Genomic DNA, 23495 nt, shown 5'->3' with positions numbered 1-23495 from the left:
GGCCGCCCGTACGAAGAACCGGAAAGGTCCGGCCGGCGCCCGCCGCGAAGCGGGCGCCGGCGTTCAGCGCGCCGCCACCGGCTTGCCGAACGCGCCGAGAATCTTCTTCTCGAGCGCGATGTAGTCGCGGCCGAAGTGGTGATCGCCCTGCGTCTTGATCACGTCGGCGCCCGTGTTCACGAGCGCCGGACACATCGTGTCCTTCTCCTCCGCGCCATAGAAGCACTGCACGAGCTGCGGCGGCACCTTCGCGATTTCCGGCGCGACCTTCAGCGCCTTGTCGCTCGCGGGCATGCCGAGCCAGCCCGTCACGCGGATCTGGAAATCGGCGGCCGGCGCGAAGCCGAGCAGCGACATCACGGCGACCTTGTCGCGCAGGTCGGCAGGCAGCCGGTTGTACGCGAACGGCATCACGTCGGCACCGAACGAGTAGCCGACCAGCGCCACGCGATTCGCATGCCAGCGCGCCATGTAGGTGCGCATCACGCGCGCGAGATCGCGGCTCACCTGCGCCGGCGGCTTCTCGCTCCAGAAATAGCGCAGGCTGTCGATGCCGACCACCGACACGCCGTCACGCTGCAGCGCCTCGGCGATCGTCTTGTCGAGATCGCGCCAGCCGCCGTCGCCCGAGATCACGATCGCGAGCTGGCCGTTGCCGACCTTGGCCGGCAGCTCGACGAGCGGCAGATCCGACACGTCGAGTTCGTCGCTGCTGGTGGTGTCCCTCAGGTGCGACGTGACGAGCGACACGAGCTTCGCGGAATCGCCCGCGGCCGCCGTTTCGACGAAACCCGGCATCGCGCGGCGCACGATCGTCGGATCGGGCGGGCACGGCTTGAAGCGCGGATCGAGCCTGGCCGCCGAACCGACCGATACGACGCCGGCGATCGTGTTCTCCGGCGCCATCGACAGGATCTGCTTCGCGATCGCGCCGCCCTGGCCCACGCCCGCGACGATCGGCGTGAAATAGCGCGACGATTGCGCGAGGCGTTCGAGCTGGTGGCTGACCGCTTCGGCGTCGCCGTCGAGGTGGTGGCAGGTCTCCTGCTTCGCGGCGAGATTCGTCGCGTAACGCTCCGAATCGACGCCGACCGTCATCGCACCGGCTTTCGCGAGCGCATCGGCGGCCTGCTGGTCGGCCGCACTCCAGCCGGCCTCGCGCGAGAACAGCACGACGAAGCCGCGCAGCGGCCCGCCGGGCTTGGTCACGGTCACGGGCCCGTAGCGGCCGCCCGATACGGTTTCGGCTTTCACCGCGGCCGGCTGCGTGGCGCACGCGGCGCCGGCCAGCATCATTCCCGCGCAGGCGGCTGCCGCCCGCGCGATTCCCTTCTTCAACATCATGAACGCCGACCTCCAGCCAGCAATGACAGGTCCGCGAGCGTGACGAACACGCCGACCGAGCCCGAGGCCGCGAGATAACGCGGCTCCCAGTGCGGTTCGAACTTGCTCTTGAATGCGCGCAAGCCGCGGAAGTTGTAGAAGCGGCCGCCGAAGCGCCAGACCATCAGGCCGACCCGGTGCCACGGCGACGGCATCTTCGCCGCCCCCATCCCCGAGAACGGCGCGATGCCCAGGCTCAGCTTGCGGAAGCCCGCTTCCTTCAGATGCAGCGCGAGCTGCGTAAACAGATATTCCATCGCGTACGGCGATGCGTCCGGCAGGTGCCGCATCACGCCGACCGTCGCCTCGGTGTTGAGGTCGGTCGTCATGAACGTGACGAATGCGATCGGCTTGTCGGCCTGCCGCACGAGCATCACCGACTGCGTCGCCAGATAGCCGTCGTGGAACGCCGCCACCGAGAAGCTCTTCTCACGCGCGTCGCGGCTGTCGAGCCAGCCGTCGGAGATGTCGCGCAAGGCCGGCAGCGTGGCCGGCACGTCGGGCGGTGCGATCACCTCGACCGTCAGCGCATCCTTGTCGCCGCGGCGCAGCGCGTAGCGCAGATGCGACCGGTTCGAACCTTTCAGGTCGAACTGGTCGAGCGCGATATGCGCTTCCTCGCCGAGCTTCATCAGCGTGAGCCCCGCGTCGAGATACAGCGGCAGCGCGTTGGCGCGCACCTGGTAGAACGCCGCACGACCGCTGTGCGCGTGCGCGAGCGCGATGAACTTGCCGATCAGCGCAGGCCATTCCTCGCGCGGCCCGACCGGGTCGTGCAGCGCGGCCCACGTGCGGCCGTACTTCGCGTACATCAGGAACGCCTGGCGCGATTCGGAGAACAGGAACGACTTGTCGCCCATCAGCGCGAGGCCCGCATCGCTGCATTCCTGCGCGCGGATGATCCGTTCGGCATCCGACAGGTCCTGCGCCGCGGGCTTCACGAAACGGCCGGGCGCCGGGCGCAGCAGTTGCCACAGCGCGAACAGCGCGACGAACACGCCGGCTGCGAGCGTCGCGCGCAGCGCACGCGGCGCACGCGCGTCGAACGAGAAATGCGACCACAGCTCGCGCGTGTACGGCACGTCGCGGAACGCGAAGAACAGCACCCACACGGCCAGCATCAGCACCATCGCCACCGACACGAACCAGCTCACCGTGAAGCGCTCCGCGAGCAGCGACGAATGGCGGTTGAAGCGGCGGCGGCTGACGAGCAGCAGCACCAGCAGCGTGCCGAGCACGCCGGCCTCGACGAACGCGAGGCCTTTCGCGAGCGACAGCGCAAGACTTGCGAGCGTCAGCGCGAAGGTCATCCACCACGCACCGTCGAGGCGGCGCAGCAGCCCGCGCGCGACGAACAGCAGCGCGACGCCGAGCACGCTGCAGATCACCTGCGAGCCTTCGAGCACCCACAGCGGCACGAGGTGGCGCAGGATCGCGATCCGGTGCCAGAACGCGGGCGTTGCGCTCGAGATCACCAGCATGCTACCGACCGCGAACGTCACGAGGCTCAGGAACACCGGCGCGAGCTGCGACACGCGCACGGCCTGCCGCGTGACGAGCCGGCGGCGCAGCGCGCGGCCCTCGAAACCGGCCAGCAGGCCGGCCGACAGCACGAGCGGCACGCCGAAATAGATTGCGCGATACGCGATGAGCGCGGCGACCATCGCGTGCGGGGGCACTTCGCGACCGAGCGTGAAGACCATCGCGGCTTCGAACACGCCGATCCCGCCCGGCGTATGGCCGATCATCCCCAGCAGCAGCGCGGCCGCATACACCGTGATGAAGGTCGGGAAGCCGACCGGCGCGGCCGGCAGCAGCACCCACAGCGTCAGGCCCGCGGCGACGACGTCGAGGATCGCATAGACGACCTGCGCGACGAGATCGCGCCGCGCCGGCACGTCGAACGACAGCCACTTGAAGCGCGTGACGACCGGGCGCGCCGTGCTGCCGCACATCGCGACCATCGCGGCCAGCACCACGAGCAGCGCGGCGCCGGTCCACGTCAGCACGCCGGGCGCGACGTGCAGCATCGCGGCGAGCGCCTCCGGCACGCAGACCATGCCGACCGCCGTCATCAACACCATGGCGAGCGCCAGCGTGCCGCTCGTGAACACCGTCATCCGGCCGATCTGCGCGGGCGTGACGCCCGACACGCCGTACACGCGTGCGCGGACCGCGCCGCCCGTCAGTGCGCCGAAGCCGGTCGCGTTACCGAGCGCGGACCCGGCGATCGCGCCGATCCACAACGCGACGCGCGGCACCTTCGCGGCGACATAACGCAGGCCGACCGCATCGCGGGCGACGAGCGCGAGATAACTGAGGGCCGTCGCGGCCAGCGATGCGCCCCACTCGCCGACGGACATGTGACGCAACTCGCGGATCACCGATCGGTAGTCGACGGATTCCGACAGGTGCTGGAAAACCACGATCAGCAGCAGGCCGATGCCGAGCGCGAGCAGCGGCGACAGCACACGCTCGTTGCGGATCAGCGCCCGGACACGGGCGATCACCGCCGCGGCGCGGCCGGGCGAACCAGAGTGGCGGGAAGACATAGATGTTCAGTGGTGGTGCATAGCGTGTCGCGGCGCAAGACGGCCAGGCGGCGACGTATCTGGTTGTTCTGCGTGGGCGGTCGGCCGAAGGAAATGGCAGGCGGCGCCTGGATCAGAACTTACGAGTATACGGAATTTATATTACAGAATCTTTCAGCTTCGGATTGTGCGGTTTTGTGGGGCCTCGCCCATCAAAATCGCATCAAAAATAGTGCGTTCGACAAACGCAAGGTGCGCATCATACCGGGAACCGGCGGGGATTTTTCATCGGATGAATGACTTGTGATGCATTTGGGAGAAATCTGCCGGGCGGAGCGCCGCGACGAGCACGAATTCGCAAGGCCGGGCGGGCTTCTTTGAATGGGGTCAAATGCTTTCGGCCAGCTTGTCATATCTTGCTGGCCCTTCGCCGCCCAAACGTGCAAGGATGCCTGGGCGACCCGATATCAAAGAAGCAGTGCTCGCCATGACTGCCGCGGCTCAACGCGCCAAGTCGTCGGTCTGACGACACGGGACGCTCGCCATGGCCGGGCACGGTGCTTATCGTTTCAGGCGCACCACATACAAACCGGGAGCGTTCGGATAGACACTCAGGCTGAAATTCGGCGGAGTTGAAATGAGGCTCCCCTGAATAGCCGGCTTGTACGTGACCGTCCCGCTCGATACGTCCGCCAGCTCGATCACCGGCGGGGACGGATCGGGAATGAGGTTCGACGTGAAGTTCAGGGTCAGTTTCCGGTCGGACATTTCGTAGAAACCGCCATACGTCTTGATCTCGTAGATCACATCGGCCTGAACGCCTGCGGGAACCGGATCGGGCTTGCCCAGACACACCGTCCCGTCACGAACCACGCCGTCCTGCGGCGTCTTGAACGTATACGTCGCCACGCCATCGTCGGTCACGAGCGTCATCGTTGCATTCGGGATCGTGCTCTTCGTCACCTGTATCGACTTGTAGCCGCTCGGACACTTGAATGTGGCGGTTTGATCGGTCGACGTGGTATCGGTCGCCGAACCGGTCGAGCCGTTGTTGCTGTTGCTGGTGTTACCGGTTGCCTTGGCACCGCTACCGTCACCATCTCCACCGCCACATCCCGCCAGCAGTACCGCCGCTCCGATCACGGTTGCCGCACACAGTCGATTCATTTTCATTTGCTTCCCTCTTATTTTTTAAATATTGCTAATTACTGATGCCGCATGCTCTCTTGATCGATGCAGCCCATTCTCCACTTGGCGGGCTACGCCAGCTTTCCGTCACATAGCCATCGCCGTCAAAACTGCGCCGTCAGCTGGAAGCCGAACGTCACGCGCGCGGTCGGGAAACCCGACGGCTTGTAGACTGGCGTACCCGCGAACAAGTCGTACGCGTAAGTGCCGAATCGCGTACCGACGCTTCCCTTCACACCGATCACGGCGCCGGCCAATTGCGTGCCGACCAGCGCGACGGGCTGCGGCCCCCACACGCGACCGTAATCGAGCCCTGCATACACCGCCTGCCCAGTCTGCCCGATCGGCATCTGCAACTCGTTTCGCCAGTAGAAGCCGCGCGCAGCTGCCAGCATCGTCTCGCCATCAAAACCGCGCACCGTATAGCGGCTGCCGATCGTCAGGTCGTCGATGTAGTACAGCGTGTTGCCCGTGTATTGGCCGTGGAAGGTACCGACATAGCGAAACGGCTGTTTCGCAATAGCGAACGGCATCTGCAGGTTCGCGTCGAGCACGGCCATCCGGTAGCGGTAGGTCGGGCCGCCTTCGGCCGCCAGAATGTCGTCCTGCGCGCCGAATGCACCGATGCCCTGCCGGTACGCGAGCATCCCGTCGAACTGCGCGCCGCCAAAGTAGTGGCGATCGGTCAGGCCGATCTCGACGAACGTGTTGTTGCGGCGCTGCTGCGGGATTTCCGTGTCTTCGATGAAGCTCTTGCCGAAGCGGCGCGACAGCCGGAATTGCGCGCCGAACACGTCGTTCTGGCTGCGCGACAGCACGCGGTTCAGCTTGAAGTCGATGGTCTTCGAGTTGCCGCTCGCGACGAAGGTCTGGTTCACACCCGCAATCTGCTGGTAGTACGTGTTCGTGTAGGCCGACAGCGTCGCAGTCCAGTAGCCCCACGGAATCGAATAGAAGCCGTTCCAGCCGTGCGAGCCGAGACGCTTGTCGCCGAGTTCGAGATCCTGACTCACCCCGATGTTGAAGATATCGTTCAGGCCGAGCGGGTTGTCGATGCCGACCGACAGGTTGCCTTGCAGGCGGCCGGTCGCGCGTGTGCCGGAGTTGTCGATCGAGGCGACGACGGTCCAGGGTTTGCCGCGCCTGATGTCGAGCACGACGTCACTTTCGCCCGGCGTGTCGGCAGGGACGATCTGCATCGAGACGTCCTGGCTCGAGACGCGCTTCATCTGCTCGAGGCCTTGCTCGAGGTCGCGCAGGTTCAGGAGGTCGCCATCGCGGGTCGGGAAGGCGGTCTTCCAGGTGCCGCGGAGTTTCTCGTCGGAGAAGCTCACGTGGCGGATGACGCCGGGGATCAACGCCAGCTTGAGCGTGCCTGCGGACAAATCCTGCTCGGGCAGAAGCACGCGCGTCGTGATGTAGCCGCGCGCAAGGATCGCCTGGGACAGCCCTTTCACGAGCACGTCGAGGCCCTGCTTGCCAACGCACTGCCCTTCATAGTGACCGAGCCACTCGCGCGCGAAGGCGAAGCGATCCATCGGCAACGCGGACGCGCCCTGGGCTTTCACCGTGTCGGGCAGCGAATCGGGTACGTCGAGTGCAAAACGGTCGATGCGGAAACATGGCGATTCTGTCGGCAATGACGGGAACGCGACACGCTCGGTCACCGATGAACGAACTGCAGGAGCAGAAACGGTTCTTTCGCGTTCGCGCGCTTCTTCCTGCTCGCGAGCGCGCTGATCATTGCTTGCGGGTAGCGTGCTAGGCGAAGCGGATTGCGCCGCGACTCCGGCCGATGCGAGCAGTACCGAAGCCGCGACGAGGTTGGCTCCCCGGATTTTTTTCTTCATATGCTGGTTTCTCTGGATTACGCGTACCGCGTGATCATCCAAACGCCGATCAGGATGACGAATGCGCCGGCCGCCTGCATCGGCCGCAATAGATGCTCATGCATTGCTGTGAACGACAGCACGACGAGCATGGAGATCGCCACCATGGTGGGATAGGCAATGCCGAGGGTTGTCTTGCGCAATGCGACCGCGTAAAGCACGAAGCCTGCGCCGTAAGCGGCAACGGCGGCACCGCGTGCAATCCATGGCAGTACGTCCGACTCGCCAAGTGAGATTTCCTTGAGCGCGGCAACCCTGAGCAATACGCTGGCGAGCCCGCCGAACACGCCACTCGCGGCAACGATCAGCCAGTTCATCGCGCCGCCTCCGTCGCCACCTCGATATCCGTCCGACGATTGGGCGAGACACGACTGTCACCCGAGGTATCTGTACTGCTGCTGAAAATTGCGTCGAACCGGTTCGCGCCGTGCAGCGCAATCAACACGAGCGCGGGGAACACGACCGAGAAATTGCGCGCCTCGTCCCGATAGCCGAAAAAGATGAACAGCACCAGCACGGGCAGGAATGCCGCGAAGAAGTAGCTTCGGTAGCGCGTCGGCGTCGCTCGCCAGGCTGCCAGGAAGAACACGGCAAGTGGCACGACCATCAGCGGATTTTCCAGGCTCGGCGTGAAGATGCCTTTGCCGATGAGGTTGTAAAAGGACAAATAGGATTTGGGATTCACCCAGAACTTCAGGTTGTCCCACACGTGATATTCGACGAATCCGCCAGCGTTTTCACTGTATCCGCTCATGATGAACTGCCGGGTCGCGATGCAGATCCCGAGCTGCAGTACGAGCCACGCAACGCGCCTCGACATTGCGACGTCCCGCTCGTGCAACAGGAATAACGCGAGCGGTACGAGAAAGAACGTTTCCTTGTTCAGGGAGAAGACGGCAATCATCAGCGTGCATGCCAGCATTCGCCTCTTGATCAGGAAGTAGCACGCACCCAGCACGCCGAGCAGTTCAAAGAAATCGTAGTAGTAGCCGCCCTGCTGAAACGTCAACGGATAGACGAAACTGAACGCCGCCAGAAAGCCGACGGAATGCCCGAAGCCGAGTCCGTGCAGCCTCGCCAGCTTATAGATCAGCAGAAGCGCAAAGAGAGTCGACAGCACGATCGCGATGTACGTCAGGTGATAGACGAGCGCCGTGACAGGCGTCCAGTATTCTTCCGGAACGCTCGTGAAATAAGCGTTGCGCAGGGAGTCATGTCGTTTGATCGATTTGAACAGCGTGTCCTGCTTTGCCTGGTCAAGCTGCTCGACAATCCACTTGGAGGCAGTCGGAAACGACGACCGGTAGACATAAGGCTTCGGTGCGTCGCCGTTCATCATGCCGACGAGGCTGTAGCTCGTTGCAAAGTCGCCCTTCTGATCGTCGCGGAAACCCCATTTCAGCAGCATGCTGTTCGTGATGTTTCCGGCACAGATGAACAGCAGCACGTAGACGATGGCGAAACGGCAGAAGGCTCGCACCCGGTTTTGGTTCTTTTCCGTCATTGGGTTGTCGCCGCTTACGGCGCCGGAAGGAAGTGAGCGGCCAGCACGATCGTCACCATGACGCAAAGCATGGTGAAGCTGCCGCGGTTTTCGAGGATATGAACGATCGGATCGTCGTGCATCGCGCCGCGAACCGTGGTGATCCAGAGTCGGCCGAACAAGTAGATCAGGCCGATCTGCACGAACCAGAGCAAGTGCGGAATCGCGTAGCGTGCGGCGGTCTCGGGGGCGTTGATGAAAAGGCCGAAGACGACTACTGCGGCAAGCGATGCACCGATACCGAACGGCCAGAGCACTTCGAGATCGCCCACGCGGTAATCGCGGCCTGCTGAAGCGCGTTTGTTGTGCTGACGCAAAAGCACCAGCTCGGAGCAGCGCTTTACGAGCGCGAGGCTCAAGAACGCAAATACGGAAAACGCGAGCAACCAGCGGCTGACCGTGATTTCCGCAGCGACGGCTCCGGCGATGATTCGATATGTGTACAACAACGACAACACGACGACATCGAGAAGCACGATCGATTTCAGGCGCCAACTGTATGCGGTCGTAAGCAGCAGATAGAGCGCAAACATGCCGGCAAATTCGGGCGACACCACAAATGCCAGCGCAAACGCCAGGGTCAGCAGCAGTGCCGCACAACCGAGCCCCTGCACGATCGACAGCGTGCCACTTGCGAATGCGCGGTTGCGCTTACGAGGGTGTCGGCGATCGTTGTCCAGATCCCAGATATCGTTGCCGATGTAGGTGGCCGACGCGCCAAGCGACATCGACAGGAAGGCGAGCGCGAGTGTGGCAACCTTGCCGGTGTCGAGGAACGCAAACGCAGTCAGCAGCGGAACGAACAGCAACAGGTTTTTCAGCCACTGGTGGACACGCAGCGCTTTGCACCATGTGGCAAAGCCTGCGCGCACGTTCGAAAACTCTCGTTCAACCGGAATGCGGCTGCGGACATTCGCCGCGACACCATGGGTAACGCCGACCAGGACCGCACCTTTCGCGCCGGCCCAGATCGGCAGATCGGCTTTGCTGTCACCCGCATAGACGAAGTCGTCGCCGACCTGCCGGCGAATGCCGGCCAGTTTGGTCGCGCCCTTGAGATTCGTATCGCCGCCAGTTGCGATGACGAAATCGAACAGACCGAGATGCGCGCTCACCTGCTCGGCGATCGAACGATGCGCGGCAGTTGCGAGCACGATCTTGCGGCCACGTTCGCGTTCGCTCTCGAGATAGTCGACAAGCGGTTCGCGATACGGGAGTGTCTCAGCTCGAAAATCGGCGTGTTCTGCAACTTTGGCCTTGAACGCGGCGCGCCCGCCGGCGAGCCAGAATGGCAATCGCAGCAGGTTTGAAGGCTTGCGTCTTACCGCGTGGATCACTGATTCCATCAGGGTGTCCGATGGGGTCAGCGTGCCGTCGAGGTCGACGACAAGCGGTGGTTTTCCGGTCTCTCGCATTTATTCCGCTATGTCTTTCATTTATTAATTTCACCAGCCACACCCAACCAACAACACCAACAAGCCTGACCCACAAATACGATCAATAAATTAATTGATACTCACCATCAACGCCCACAAATTCAATATAAAATTTAAAATTAATAATCAGACATGGGAGCGACGCGACGGCTCATCCTCCGCCAAAATATGCAACTCAAACCCTCGCGATTCGACATAAATACCTACCGACGATGCAAATCCACGTAAACTTCCTGCCAACTCGTACGCCTGCTCGCCGCCACCTCGCTTGCCAACATAATTAAAGGAGATTGGATTTTTCCATGACACAATGCCGTCAACCCTGTCATATGGCGTCACAACAAAATCAAACTTACTCACCCCTCTAAATACCAAAACACAATGCCCAACAAATCCATCTTCATTCTTTTTGCAAAAATCGTCCTCCATCGCACCAAACACGCCAAGCCAGTCGTTGACGTATATATGTGCATCCTCTCCATCAAAAAAATGAGCACCATACTGACAATCAAATGCAGCCAAGCAATCCCAGCAATTCTCGACAACTTTCATCTCTTCAATAATTTATTTTCAACCACCCCACCCCTCAAAAAATCAACCCTTCTTACCCGAACGCGCTTGAAGAAAAGCGCAAAATGCAAAAACCGCGGCAAACCCAATCGGCACCAATGCCCCTGGCATCCCCAAAGAAATCGCCACCGCAGTCGAAAACCCTTTCTCAACTCCAGACTTAAATATCGCAACCGAGAATATGAAAATATAAATGCACGTCAACATGAAAACAAAAACCTTCCAATATGAGAATTTCCCGATAATTTTTGCAACAACAGGCCCCAAAAATCCACCCAAAAGACCACTCCATAGACCATCAATCATTGATCTACTCCTTTTGTTTCTGCAACGCATTTTCAGGCTGAGCCGCGGCCTGAGCCGCTCGCCCCACAGTCTGACTTATCGCAAGCTTATTGGCATTTATAACAAAACCAGGAATTGCCCCAAAACTCTTGAGTGAGTTTGCAACACCTGCCCAGTTAAGCATCGATACGGTCAAAATGCTATTATACGCCCCAACCGTTGCAGCAACACCAAATCCAATCGGCGAAAAATTCCGACCAAATGACTCATAAAACGCCTGAGTCGACGAGAAATCCGATTTCACAAAAGCAGGAATTGTATAAAATCCTCCAGACACCGCCGCACCAGTTAAAGCCCCAGTAGTCAACGAATATGCTGCCTGCCCAGCCTTATATGCCTCGATCACCCCAGGGCCTGCAATTACAGCACCTGCAATTGCAGCGAAAGAGCCTCCCGCAATTACTGCGTTCGTCGCATGCTTATTGACTTCCTGAGATAACTCTGCCTGCGCCTTGAGTATCTCTTTTAATTTGGCATCCGAACACGGCGCAGTGGCACTACAGTATTTGCTTACCAGATCCACTACTACCGGATTTTGCTGCTTGCCGCCCGGAAGCGAGAGTTGATTATTCTCAGCCTCAATCTTGCCTGCGCCGGTCGCGGTTGCAACATCCTGATTCGATAGCGCGGCAATCCCCGCAACCAGACTAGACACCAAACTGTCACGCGCTTCACGCTCCGATGCCGACAAATTGCCTGACGGCGCGAGCAAACTTCCCAGTACCGAACTCGTTGCCGCTCCCATTGCAGCCGTACCGCAACTCTGGCTGCTGGCAGCTGCGCCCGCACATCCGACAATCGCGTGAAGACCGGCACGAGCCTCTTCGCTGCCAAGGTTGTCAGCAATCTGCTTCACTTGATTCGCGCCGAGTTCCTGCAGGTAGGCAATCGTAGCGTTCTGTGCGAATTGACCAACGCCCCCCGTAACATTGCCGCCCGCAGCCACCGACAAGGCTGTCAGGACTTGACGATAAGTACCACTCGGCCCCCAATTGGCGTTCAGTTCGTCAGCATGCTTCTGCGCTGCCGCGCGTTGATCCGGCGTCAACTTCGGGTCACTCGCGGCTACGTTCGCCGCATCGGCTTCCGCAGCACGATTCGTAACAAACGTCCCGACCTGATTGATGAACTGACTCGTGATGTCGAACCCGGCCTGAATTTTCCCCTTGTCGAAGATCGGCGCAAGTGCGCCGCCGGTATCTGACGTATCCCGATTGATGCTCGCCACAGTCTCAGCGGCGGACTGACCGGTGAGTTGCTGTTGCGCTGAATCGTCACGAATCGTCAACGCGCCGCCGCTTATCCCGCTTCGCGTGGTCGAATTCGCGTCGCCCGATGCGCTCAATGCAACCGAAGGCGCAACCGCGAGCCCACCATTCCCCTTCGGCAATTCGGTCCCTGCAACCGGGTTCACGTTATCGGTCTTGCCCTTCTGATCCTTGCCGATGCCGCTCTTGCTGCCCCCCGAACCGCTATCCCCACCAAAGCTGTAGCCACCGCTCAGCGCAACTTGCGACGCATCGTACGACGCATGATTTTCGATATCGCTATGCGTCAGCGTCGCCGTAGTCAGACTGTTCACACCGTCCAGCACAGCCTTGTCGCTGCTCGCGATTACGCCGCCCTTGAGATCGGTATTGCCCTTCACATCGACCTGGAAACCGCCATCGCCCGCCTTGATCCCCGATTGCTCGGTCACGCTGGCGTAGTCGCTGCTCATCTTCGTCTGGCCAACATTGCCCGCCACGCTCGATACGCACGGCGGGGGACACACGCTCATCGATACGCCCGCGTTCTGCTGCTTCGAATCGTAGCGATCCTTATCCTGCAGGCTTTCAATATTCAGGTTGCCGCCAACGTCCGCAACCACCTGCTTGCCGGATGCAACCGCGCCCTTCAGATTCGTATCTCCACCCGACTGAATGGTGAGTTGGTTGCCTGCGGTTACGTGCGTATTCGTCCACGTCGACGAATCACCGTCAGCGTTACCACGATTCCCTGCCACTCCTGCCGTGAGCGCAACCCCAGTCTTTGCGCCAACGGTGAACGAAACACCCACCGAAGCGCTCGACCCACTATTCGTACTGTGCTGACTGCTCGTATTCCGAGCCGCTTGAAGATTCACATCGCCTTCGGCGGCGAGCATCGTGTTCCTGCCCGCCGAGATCGTGCTGCCGATCACGTCGATATTGCTGTCCTTGCCGGCACCAGCCGCCGCGATCGTCACATTCCGACCCGCCGACACCGTGCTCCCCACCGCCGTGCTCGACTGTGCCTGCGTCTGGCTGTCGCTCTTGCTCGCCCCAACCGATACGTTGATACCGACACTGGCCGCCGCCGTCACCGGATTGCCACCGACCGATTTCACCGCGTCATAGGTATTCTTCGCCGCAAGCCCCGTTGTGGCCGCCGCAAGCGCAAGCAGGCGCGGATCGCCGCCCACGCTCTGCGCCGCGTTCGCCATTTGCCGGCCCGTCTGTACCGCAGCGACAACCGGATTCGTCACGCCGACCGTCAATCCGGATTGGCGGAACTGCTGTTGCTCCGCAAAATTCGTCGTATCGGTCGCGGCATCGATCTTGACGGTCTTACCGGCGAGGTTCACGTCATTGCCCGCGTGCAGCGCGCTACCAATTACGTGCAGGTCGTTGCCCGCCGCGACCGTCAGATTCCCGTTCAGCGAACCGACCATGCTGCCCGTGTTACTAACGTCTGTCGAATGCTGCTGATCCGACATCGAACGCGTGCCGACCGACACGGACAACCCGCCGTTCGACATGAACCCGGATTCTTTCTTCTCGTAGCTGTTCGCCGACTGGACGGTATCCTGAGAAGTCCCGATCGCGACGTTGTTCGCTGCGCCAAGCTTTACACCATTCGTGCCGACGATGTTGCTGCCCTGAACCGTGAGATCCCTGCCCGCCTGGATCTGCACCGTGTCGCCGGACACCGTGCTCGCCACGCCGATATTCGCGCGCGTATCGTGCGATTCCTTTGTCGCCGTACCCGACACGAAACTGCCGCGCTTGACCTGCACGTTCTGATAGCTGTCGTGCTCTTCGCGGGCTTCGGTGATTGTCACGTCCCTGGACGCCGCGATCGTCACGCCGCCAGGCGTCTCTGCGTTCGTACCGGCTGTCACCGACGAACCGGTCAACGTCACATTGCCCTTGGTCGCGTCAGTCCGGTTGACTGCCCCGAGGGTGGCATTCCGGCCGGCACTGAAGGTCGTCCCGACAGCCTGCTGATCGTATGTGCGATCGACCTCCTTGCGCGCACGGCCGTCGACCGCGACGTTGTTCAGTTGATGCTCGTCGGTTACCGCCTTCGCCGCCAGATTTCCACCCGCCACGACCGACAGATCCCTCCCGGCCGTCACGGTCGCTCCCTTGAACGACGCATCGTTGCCGCTTTGCATCGTCAGGTTGCCGCCCGCGCCGACACCGCTCGTCACATGCGTCGTCGTCGACTCTTCCCAATGATGCTGGTCGTTCAGATACAACGACTGATCCGTCTTCGACCGAACCGTATCGACGTTGATATCGTGCCCGGCCATCACGAGCGCATCACCGCCCGCCGAAAGATTCGCGCCATGAATCGACAGATCCCGCCCGGCTTGCACGGCGAGATCTCCCGTCGACGCGATCGTTCCTTGCTGGCCGATCAGGCTCTGGCTCACCTTGCTCGCGCCGGCTGCCCCGCTCACGCCGACCGTATCCACCAGCGTCGTATTGGCCACATCCCGCCCGGCCAGCACCGCCACCCGGTTGCCGGTAATCTGCCCCGACGCGTTCACGACGTCGTTGCTCGCCGACACCACCGTCGTGCCGTTCGTCCCGCTGCTTGCAATCGTGCCGCCGCGATTCAGGATGTCCGTCGCAGTCACGACCGTCTTCGTGCCGCCCTTGATCACGCCGCTGTTCGTCGTGCTGCCGGCTGCGCGGATCTCGACGTCGTCGGCCACGATCAGCGCGCCGGTCGGTTGAAGATCGTTCGCGTGCGTCTTCGCCAGATAAACGACCGGCGCGAGCACCTGCGTCGTACTTCCGTCCGGCAGCGTCACGGTCTGGTTCACGAGCCACACGATGTCGCTCGTCAGCGCATCCATCTGCGCGGCGGACAGCGCCATCCCCGGCACCATGCCGAACTGCTTCGCGTAATTCGCGCCACTGGTCATCAGCGCGCGATACTCGTCCTCGGCGCTCGCATAGCCCGGCAGGAACGTGCGCCCGGTCAATTGCGTGATCTGGTTGCGCACCATCTGCTGTTCATACATGCCGTCGCCGAGACGCTTCTCGATGCTCGCCGGATTCAGGTTGAGCTGGCCGAGCATGTAATCGCTCGAGATGAAGTTCGTGTAGCTCGTAAGGCGCGGGTCGGTGACGATCAGATACGGCTGCCCGGGTGCCGGATTGATCGAGTACAGGCCGCTCGTCGGCAGCTTCAGGTCGGGCAGTACGCCGGTCGGGTTCACCACTGACTGCACTGCGTCGACCGGCTTCTGCCCGGTCGCGGGGCCGACCTTCGACTGCCCGGTGCCGGTCACACCGCCATTGGCCTGGTTCGCGCCGAGCGTGCCGCCGGTCGCGCCCGTCGCCGAGTTTTCCGCTGCGACGTTGCGGTTGTTCACGTCCTTCGCGTCGATGTTGATCGACTGGTTCGCGACGATCGTGCCGCCGGTATTGCCGATCGCGACCGGCGCGTACACCCGCGACGGCTGCACGATCGTGCCGACGTCCGAACTGGTGTTCTCGTTCCACGCATAAGTGGAGACGATGTCGTCCCGCTGGTGCTGATACAGCGTCTGCCCGACGTTATTGACCGTCGTGCCGCCGTAGCCGCCCGAGCCTGCGCTTCCGGCAACGTCCGTATCGCCGATCTTGATCGACCGGCCTGCCGAGATCGCACTGTACTCGTTGTTGATCGTGCCCACGTTCTTCATGACGATGTTGCCGCCGGCGACGAGTTGCGCCTGCTGCGCCTGGCTCGTTACCTTGTCCTGCCGGATCGTCGTCGTGGTGTCGCGCGCGATCTCGACGCGCTGGTAGCCATTGTGGCCGTCGCTGCGGGTCGCGTATTCGCTGGCGGGATCGTAGTTGACATGCGGGTCGTAGCCGTCCCAGTAGACAGCCGTGAACGTCCCGTTGCCGTTGTCGGTCAGCGTGTTGTAGTAGATCGTCTGCGGCTGGCCGTTGACGTTGACGACGAGCACGCGATCGACCGCATTGTCGCCGTTTGTGCTGGAGACGAACTGGCTGCTCGAATACGTCGCGGTCTGCGGCGTCTTGTACGGCCCGCGCCACGTCGCATCGGAGCAAACACCGTGATTCGGCGCCGCGTTTCCGGTCGGGCAACCGATGTACTTGCTGCGCTTCGTCTCATGCTTCTTGTCGACGCTGGTCGTCTCGGTGTCGACCACGGGAGCCGGGCGCGTGTTCGTGAACGTATCGGCCGCCAGTTCGACGCTGCCCAGCGCCTCGATCGACGACTGGTCGTTCAACACCGTCGGCGCGCGATTGACGAGGAACCCATCGGCGTCTCGCTGGTCGTTCGCCGCGATGTTGATGTCGCCGACACTGAAGATGCTCGCCCCGCCGGTGTTCGACAACCGGTTCGACGCATACAGGTTCGCCCGATTGGCTGCAGCGATCACGGCCGCTGCCCCGGCATTCGAAATGACGCCAGCATTCAGCGTGACGTCGCGGCCGATGATCGTCGCCGTGTTGTTCAGCGTCGCGCTGTTCGTCGTGACCGTGTCGCCCTCGATTCGGCCCGCGTTGTCGACCGTTCCACCGTTCGCATTGACGGTCGTGTTCGCCGAATTCAGATCGGCGCCCGCCTGGTTGTCGACATTGGCTGCGTTGACGGTTAGCGCACCATTGGCGTCGAGCTTGCCCTGGTTCGTCAGCTTGCCCGACGTCGAGAACGTCAGATCGCCGTTCGCGTGCAGTTTGTTCGCGGCGGTATGCGTGTAATCGCTTGCGAGCGACACACTGCCGTTACGGCCGGCGACGACCGACCCGTCGCCGCTCAGCGAGCCGGCCGTCAGCGTCAGGTCCCGGTCGCTGCCGATCGCGCCGCCTTGGTTGACCAGCGCACCGGTATTCAACGCCACGCTGCCGCCGCTACCTGCATCGTTGCCGATCTTGCCGTTCGTGTTGTCTATCGAGGCGGTGGTCAGCCCTAGCGCGCCGTTCGCGCGAATGGACCCCGCCTGGTTGACGAGCACCGTGTTCGGGCCGTTCAGCGTTGCATTGTTCGCAGCGGACAGCACGCCGCTCGAATTGTCGAGCCGGTTGGCAACGGCGAGCATCAGATCGCGGCCCGCCAGCATCTGGGCGCCCAGGGTATTCGTCAGCGATTGTGCAGTGACCGTCACATCGCCGTTGCCGCCTATCACGCCCGCGCCGGGCTTGCCTGCCGCATTGCCGTTCGTGATCGATGCGCCTCCGTCGATCGTCGTCGCACCTGTCCCGACGTTGACGATCCGGCCATCACTGTTGTCGATGCTGCTGCCGGAAAGCGCCAGTGTCGATGTCGCATCGTTCGCCTCGATCTGCCCGCCGGTATTCCGGATCGCCCCCTGGGCGTGAACGTCCAGGGGGCCGTTGGCCTGAATCAGGCCGGCGGTGTTCGTCAACGCGCCGTTCGACTTTAGCGTAAGCGCCTGCGCCGACAACAGCGAGCCGGTCGAGTTGTCGATGCCGCCCGCCAGGACCGACACGTCGCCATTGCCGCCGATCGTACCGCCGGCCGTGTTCGACAACGCGTTCGTCGAGGTCACGCTCAGGCTGCTCGCACCGATGTTCTTGATCGAACCCGTGTCGTTCGCGAGACTGTCGGCCGCCACCGTCAGGCCGTTGTTCGCCTCGATCGTGCCGCCGCCGTTATCGATCCGGTCTTGCGCAGTCAGCGTGACGCTGTCGGCTCCGACGTAACCTCCCGCACGATTGTCCAGCGACTGGACGGCAACGGACGCCTGCCGCTGCGCACTCAAGGTGCCGGCCTGGTTCGACAGCGCGGCCGCTTGCAGCGCGAGTGCACCGTTCGTTGCGATCTGCCCGCCGTTGTTCGACAGCGTGCCGGTCGCGATCGACAACGTGCCGCTGCCGGCGTGCGCGATCTTGCCCTGGTCGTTGATCAGTGCGGTCGGCGAAAGGCTCAGGTCGGTGCTGTTGGTTTGCAGCGTACCGCCGGTGTTGTCGAACGTCCCGGAGACGGCCGCGAGCATGGCGCCCGTGCCGGTTTGCGTGATCGACCCGCCGCGGTTCGCGAGATCGCCGGCAGTCAGTGCCAGTTGCGCCGCGTTGACGGATCCGCCACCGTTGTCGAGCGACATCGCCTTGATGGCCGCCACCTGACCCGCCGCGATACTGCCGGCGGCGTTCGTCAGTGCTGCGCCTGCATCGAGGTTCGCATTTCGCCCGGCCGACAGCGTGCCGCCGCCGTTATCGAGCGACTGGCTCGTCGCGCGAATATCCTGCCGGGCGGTCACCGTACCGTGATTGACCAACTGACCGGCCTGGAGCGTGACGTCGCCGTTGCCACCTATCACGCCGCCCTGCGCGCCATCCGCCGTCGGTCCGCCCGCATTCGTCAGCAGTCCCGTCGTCGTCACCGACAACCCATCGCCATTCAGCGACGTAACGCGCCCGCCCGAGTTGTCCAGCGTCCCACCGGCCACCGTCATCCCGGCGGCGCTCTGGATCGTGCCCTGGTTGTTCAGGATCGAGCCGCCGCGCACCTCCGCGGCAGCTTGCGACACGAGTGTGCCCGACCGGTTGGCGAGCTGCCCGGCTGCCTGCACCAGCAGCGGCCCTTGCGCCGACACCTTGCCGCCCTGGTTCGATACGTTGCCGCCCGTGAGCGTGATGCCGCTATCGCTCGACACGCTACCGCGATCGTTGACAAGCGTACCGGTCGCATTCGCCGTAATGGCACCCTGCGCACTCGTCTTCGCGTCCGACAGGTTGAGGTCGCCCGCCGTCGCGTTCAACGCGAGCGCGCCGTTCGCAGCCGTCTGGCTGCCGGCAAGATTCACCCCACCGCCGGTGAGCGACGCGTTGCCGCCGGCCAGGTTCTGACTGGTCGCCGTCAGTTGCCCCGATGTCGTGACGTTCAGGTCGCCGCTGTGCCCGACGGTGCCGTCGTTGCTCACGCCCGCGCCGAGCGTGCCGGTCGAGTTCACCGAGCCCGCCGCAATCGTCGCGTTCTGTTGCGCAGCGAACGTGCCGCTGTTCACGAGATCAGCCCCCGTGTTCGCCGATACCGATTGCTCCGCATAGATCGTGCCGCTGTTGTCGATACCACCCGCTGCCGACATCGCGAGATTGCCAGTCGCCGTGGTCTTCCCGGTCAGCACGAGCCGGCCGTTCGACTGCAGCGTCATGTCACCGGCCTGGGCCGCGATCGTGCCGGCGTTACGCACGCCGACGCCACCTTCGGTGCCGACCAGATAAATCCGCTCGCTATACATCCCGCCGAGCTGGCCGACGTCGATCGCGACGCCAGGCGCGGCGCCGTCGCCCTGGATCGGCTTCGCTGTCAGCGTTTCGTGATCAACCTGGTTGGCACCCGCGACGACATTCAGGTTCTTCGCGTAAATCGCCGCATTTGCCTGTATGGCGCGGGCAATGATGTCGACCTGGTCGACGTTCGTCGCATTGAGCCCCGCGCCCTGCACGGTGACGAGACCGCGATTGACGTTGTAGCCGGCGAGCGACCCGTCCGCGCCGTAATATGGCTGTCCGGTCGTCAGCGTGGCACGCGACGTATTGATGAAGCCGCCGCCGTCGACGACGATGCCGGCCGGGTTGGCCAGCACCACTTCCGCGCGATTTCCGGCGACTTCGACGTAACCGCGAAGCTGCGACGGGTTCGCGCTGTTCACTTGGTTGACGATGATCCGCGCCGACTGTCCGGGCCCGAAATTAGGATTCCCGTTGATGTAACCGGCCTGCTGCGTATTGACGAGCGTCGGCGAGTTGTTGAGGATCGCGCCGTTTTTCTGAACATCGAACTGGTTGTAGGTATTGACCGACACGCCCGCACCCGACGGCTTCGCGATGTTTACCTGCGGCAGCCCGTTCTGCGTCTGGATCACGTGGGTGGTGGTGCCGGGCACTGGCGCGATCTGCGCCGATGCAAACGAAGGCACGGCCGCCAGCGACGCGACCGCGATCAGCAAGCCCGAGCTGCCGCGCGAACGCCGGCCGGCCCGGCTCTCACCGGATTCGGTTTTCCCCGCGGCAGTAGCTGTCTCTTCGACCGCCATCACCATTCCCCGGAGCCTGGAATACACCAGGCGGTAGGTCTTCTTGTTCATCGTCCGACATTGGTGTCTTTTTAATCCGATGAACGTTAGCAAATCAACCGTCAGGAAACCATAGGATGAATGTGAACAATTGCCAAGCGTCGTAAATATGTGAAGCACACTAACTTAAGACTTGTCTGATTGCATTTTTTATCTTCGGCTAATTCCCTTCCTCCAGCGCAGAATCGACGAAAATTCCTTGGCATTGCTTCCCGACCGTTTTCACGTCAGGTACGAATCGCACCAACGTCGGCCCCTGGTCTGTCACACAGGAAATAGTCAAAATATGTTTCGTTTAACCGCTTTATCAGGATACCGAGTGTGCCTTCGTATTTTTTCGAGGAATAAACAACCACCCTCTCCGCCGCAAAGAACTCCAGCTCTGCATTATCTTAAAAATGACGACTCATTCCAGTAACCGAGAACAGCGCATTTCCATTGACGCGACTGTTTTGAATATTCAACCTCACTTCGCCCGCTCATGCTCCCCCAACCCGATCGCCTTGTAGTCGTAAGTCGGATAGAACTCCGTCCGATACGCACCCCACGCCGTGTCTTCGAGCACCCGATTGACCTCGCGCACCCGCGATGCCGGCAACCGCAACACGACGATCTGCCCGATCCCCATCGTCACGGTCCAGCTCACCACTTCGACGCCCGGCGGCGGAAACGCCTTGTAGAACCCCTGCTTCGCCAATTGCGCGTTCAGCTCGGCGAGCGGGCGCGACTGATCGTGTTTCAGGAAGACGGTGAGCAGCACCGCATTGTCGGGCGTCGCCGCAGCCGAACCAGCGGGTACGGTCGATGTCTGGCCGATGGCCGGCGCGCTGCAGGTCACGGCCGCCACCAGCGCCGCGGCAACGGCCAAAGTACGAACCGGAAAATGAAGAGATACCGTCATGACGCGACTCCATCGTTTCGTGGCTGGAGCCGCCATCATGCGCTGCCGGGCAAATCGCCGCAGGCAGCCGGCGCAACGCTTACGCCGCGCGTGCGCCGTCGCGCTCCCGCAGCACGTCGATGAATGCGCGCAGCTTCGCCGGCACGTGCTTGCGATTCACGTAATACAGCCACATCGGCGGCAGCGTCCGGCACGCGCCCGGCAACACCTCGACGAGCGTGCCGTCGCGCAAGTCCTGTTCGATGCGCTCGCGCATGAACGCAAACGCGATCCCGACACCGGCACGCGCCGCGTCGATCACCGCATCGGCATCGTTCGTCACGAATACGCCTTCCGGATCGAGATCGACATCGCGGCGCCCGTCGTGCAGCAGCCATTTGTGCAGCCGCCCGCTCTCCGAAAACCGGAAGCGGATACATGCGTGACGTTCGAGCGCCGCAATCGACGCCGGCGTGCCGTACCGCGCCAGATAACCGGGCGACGCGACCAGCGCGCACGAAAGCGCCGGCGCGATCCGCACGCCGATCGTCCCCGGCTGCAGCCGGTCGGCGAGGCGAATCCCCGCATCGAACCCGTCCTTCGCGATGTCGACGAGTTCGTTCTCGTAGCGGATCTCGAGCCGCACTTTCGGATAACGCTCGCGGAATACGGCCAGCACCGGCGCGATCACGAGCGTGCGCGCCAGCGGCAGCGCGGTGACGCGCAACACGCCGCTCGGCTCGCTGCGCGTATCCCTCAGCGCGTCGCGCGCGTGCACGACCTGCCGGTACGCAGGCTCCGTCTGCCGCCAGTAGTGCTGCCCGGCTTCCGTCAGGCTCACGCCGCGCGTGCTGCGATTGAACAGCTTCACGTTCAGCTCGCCCTCGAGCTGCCCGATCGCGAGGCTGACGGCAGCCGGCGTCAGGCCGAGCGCGGCGGCCGCCCGCGTGAAGTTGCCGGCCGTCGCGACCGTCATGAACACGTGCAGCCCGGCCATCGGATCGCGTCGGCTCATCATTAGAAAAACTTGAAACTCTTTCGAGCGGAATGCGGATTCTCCCATATACCGCACCTGCCTACACTGGGGCCTGTCGTCCCACCGGAGCCTCGCATGGACCCGCTCACCGCCGCGCTGCCGCTCGCAGCCGCCCGCCGTACGATCGACGCAGCACTCGCGCATGCCGCGTCGCTGCAGGTCGCCGGCGTCGCCATCGCAATCGTCGATGCCGGCGCGAACCTGCTCGCGTTCGAGCGCACCGACGACTGTTTCCTCGGCGCGATCGATCTCGCGCAGCGCAAGGCGCTGACGGCGGTCCGCTTCCGCATATCGACCGGCGCGCTCGGTGCGATGTCGGGCGACGGGCTGCTGCGCGGGATCGAGCACAGCCACGGCGGGCTCGTCACGTTCGGCGGCGGCGAACCGCTCGTCGACGGCAGCGGACGCTGCGTCGGCGCCATCGGCGTATCGGGCGGCAGCGTCGACGAAGACACCGCGATCGCCCGGCACGGCCGCGACCGCTTTCAGGCAACCCTTCCCACCACAAGGTAAGCACATGGCACGGAAACGCATCCTCATTACCGGCGCAGGCACCGGCTTCGGCCGTGAAGTGGCGCTGCGGCTCGCCGAACGCGGCCACGACGTGACGGCCGGCGTGCGCGTCGCCGTCGAGATCGACGCACTGACGGACGCCGCCGCGCAACGCGGCACCACGCTGCGCGCCATCAAGCTCGATGTCACGTCGGCCGACGATCGCGCCCGCGCGGCCGAGCTGGACGTCGACGTGCTCGTGAACAACGCGGGCGTCGGCGAAGCCGGCGCGCTCGTCGACCTGCCGGTCGGGATCGTCCGCGACCTGTTCGACGTCAACGTGTTCGGGCCGCTCGAACTCACGCAGCACGTCGCGCGCGGGATGCTCGCGCGCCGGCACGGCAAGATCGTGTTCGTGTCGTCGATCGCGGGCCTGATCACCGGGCCGTTCACGGGCGCCTATTGCGCGTCGAAGCACGCGGTCGAATCGATCGCGGAGGCGATGCACGCGGAGCTGGCGCCGCACGGAATCCGTGTCGCGGTCGTGAACCCCGGCCCGTACAGCACGGGTTTCAACGACCGGATGATGGAAACGACGCGGCGCTGGCACGATCCGGCCGTCCACACGGTGACGCCCGAGCGGCTGACGTTCCCGCTCGAACAGCACGATCCGGAAGAGATGATCGCGAAGATGGTCGACGTGATCGACGGCGACGGCGGCGCGTTCCGCAACCTGCTGCCGCGGTCGTCGGAAACGTTCGTCCGTGCCGAACAGGCGCGCGCGTGGGAGCGTCAGCAGTAACGCAAACCGGCGGCGGCCGGCGGTTCATGCAGGAACGCCGTGCCCGCCGCCCGGCCTGTCGCGTGCGACGTTCGCCGTCGACGGCCT

The 23495-nt window shown here is 63.0% G+C and carries 14 protein-coding genes; 2 read left to right on the top strand and 12 right to left on the bottom strand.

Features of this window, described 5'->3' with window-relative positions:
• Positions 1-63 precede the first annotated feature (63 nt).
• From APZ15_RS30645 to APZ15_RS30600, 12 genes are all read right to left on the bottom strand, one after another.
• Complete coding sequence (locus APZ15_RS30645; RefSeq protein WP_027791798.1) at positions 64-1344, bottom strand: virulence factor family protein; 1281 nt, start codon at positions 1342-1344, stop codon at positions 64-66.
• Positions 1341-3935, bottom strand: coding sequence for a bifunctional lysylphosphatidylglycerol flippase/synthetase MprF (mprF, locus tag APZ15_RS30640; protein WP_027791799.1), 2595 nt, complete (start codon positions 3933-3935; stop codon positions 1341-1343). Before mprF ends, APZ15_RS30645 begins: the two co-directional genes overlap by 4 nt.
• 540 nt (positions 3936-4475) lie before the next feature.
• A complete protein-coding gene (locus APZ15_RS30635; RefSeq protein ID WP_226153216.1) occupies positions 4476-5087 on the bottom strand; it encodes a hypothetical protein in 612 nt (203 codons plus the stop codon).
• A 119-nt stretch (positions 5088-5206) separates the two neighbouring features.
• Entirely contained in the window at positions 5207-6952 is a 1746-nt protein-coding gene (locus tag APZ15_RS30630; protein WP_034196065.1) for a ShlB/FhaC/HecB family hemolysin secretion/activation protein, read from the bottom strand.
• Positions 6953-6969: 17 nt separating this feature from the next.
• A complete protein-coding gene (locus tag APZ15_RS30625; RefSeq protein ID WP_027791802.1) occupies positions 6970-7308 on the bottom strand; it encodes a hypothetical protein in 339 nt (112 codons plus the stop codon).
• Complete coding sequence (locus APZ15_RS30620) at positions 7305-8495, bottom strand: membrane protein (protein WP_027791803.1); 1191 nt, start codon at positions 8493-8495, stop codon at positions 7305-7307. Before APZ15_RS30620 ends, APZ15_RS30625 begins: the two co-directional genes overlap by 4 nt.
• A 14-nt stretch (positions 8496-8509) precedes the next feature.
• Positions 8510-9949 (bottom strand): UbiA family prenyltransferase, encoded by a 1440-nt coding sequence (locus APZ15_RS30615; RefSeq protein WP_027791804.1) that lies wholly within the window; start codon positions 9947-9949, stop codon positions 8510-8512.
• Positions 9950-10096: 147 nt separating this feature from the next.
• Complete coding sequence (locus APZ15_RS40100; protein WP_080982034.1) at positions 10097-10522, bottom strand: hypothetical protein; 426 nt, start codon at positions 10520-10522, stop codon at positions 10097-10099.
• Positions 10523-10564: 42 nt separating this feature from the next.
• Positions 10565-10846, bottom strand: a complete 282-nt coding sequence (locus APZ15_RS41350; RefSeq protein WP_124531892.1) for a hypothetical protein — start codon at positions 10844-10846, stop codon at positions 10565-10567.
• 4 nt (positions 10847-10850) lie between these two features.
• Entirely contained in the window at positions 10851-20210 is a 9360-nt protein-coding gene (locus tag APZ15_RS30610; protein WP_080982033.1) for a hemagglutinin repeat-containing protein, read from the bottom strand.
• 454 nt (positions 20211-20664) lie between these two features.
• Entirely contained in the window at positions 20665-21099 is a 435-nt protein-coding gene (locus APZ15_RS30605; protein ID WP_027791805.1) for a hypothetical protein, read from the bottom strand.
• Positions 21100-21178: 79 nt separating this feature from the next.
• Positions 21179-22093, bottom strand: a complete 915-nt coding sequence (locus APZ15_RS30600) for a LysR family transcriptional regulator (RefSeq protein ID WP_027791806.1) — start codon at positions 22091-22093, stop codon at positions 21179-21181.
• A gap of 96 nt (positions 22094-22189) precedes the next feature.
• On the opposite strand from APZ15_RS30600, the gene APZ15_RS30595 reads away from it, so the two are divergent.
• Complete coding sequence (locus tag APZ15_RS30595; protein WP_027791807.1) at positions 22190-22627, top strand: GlcG/HbpS family heme-binding protein; 438 nt, start codon at positions 22190-22192, stop codon at positions 22625-22627.
• A gap of 4 nt (positions 22628-22631) precedes the next feature.
• A complete protein-coding gene (locus APZ15_RS30590) occupies positions 22632-23408 on the top strand; it encodes an SDR family oxidoreductase (RefSeq protein WP_027791808.1) in 777 nt (258 codons plus the stop codon).
• The last annotated feature ends 87 nt before the right edge of the window (positions 23409-23495 follow it).

The organism is Burkholderia cepacia ATCC 25416, assembly GCF_001411495.1.
GTDB lineage: Bacteria > Pseudomonadota > Gammaproteobacteria > Burkholderiales > Burkholderiaceae > Burkholderia > Burkholderia cepacia.
Note: the sequence above shows the minus strand (reverse complement) of the source record. Positions and strands in the feature narration are given on the sequence as shown.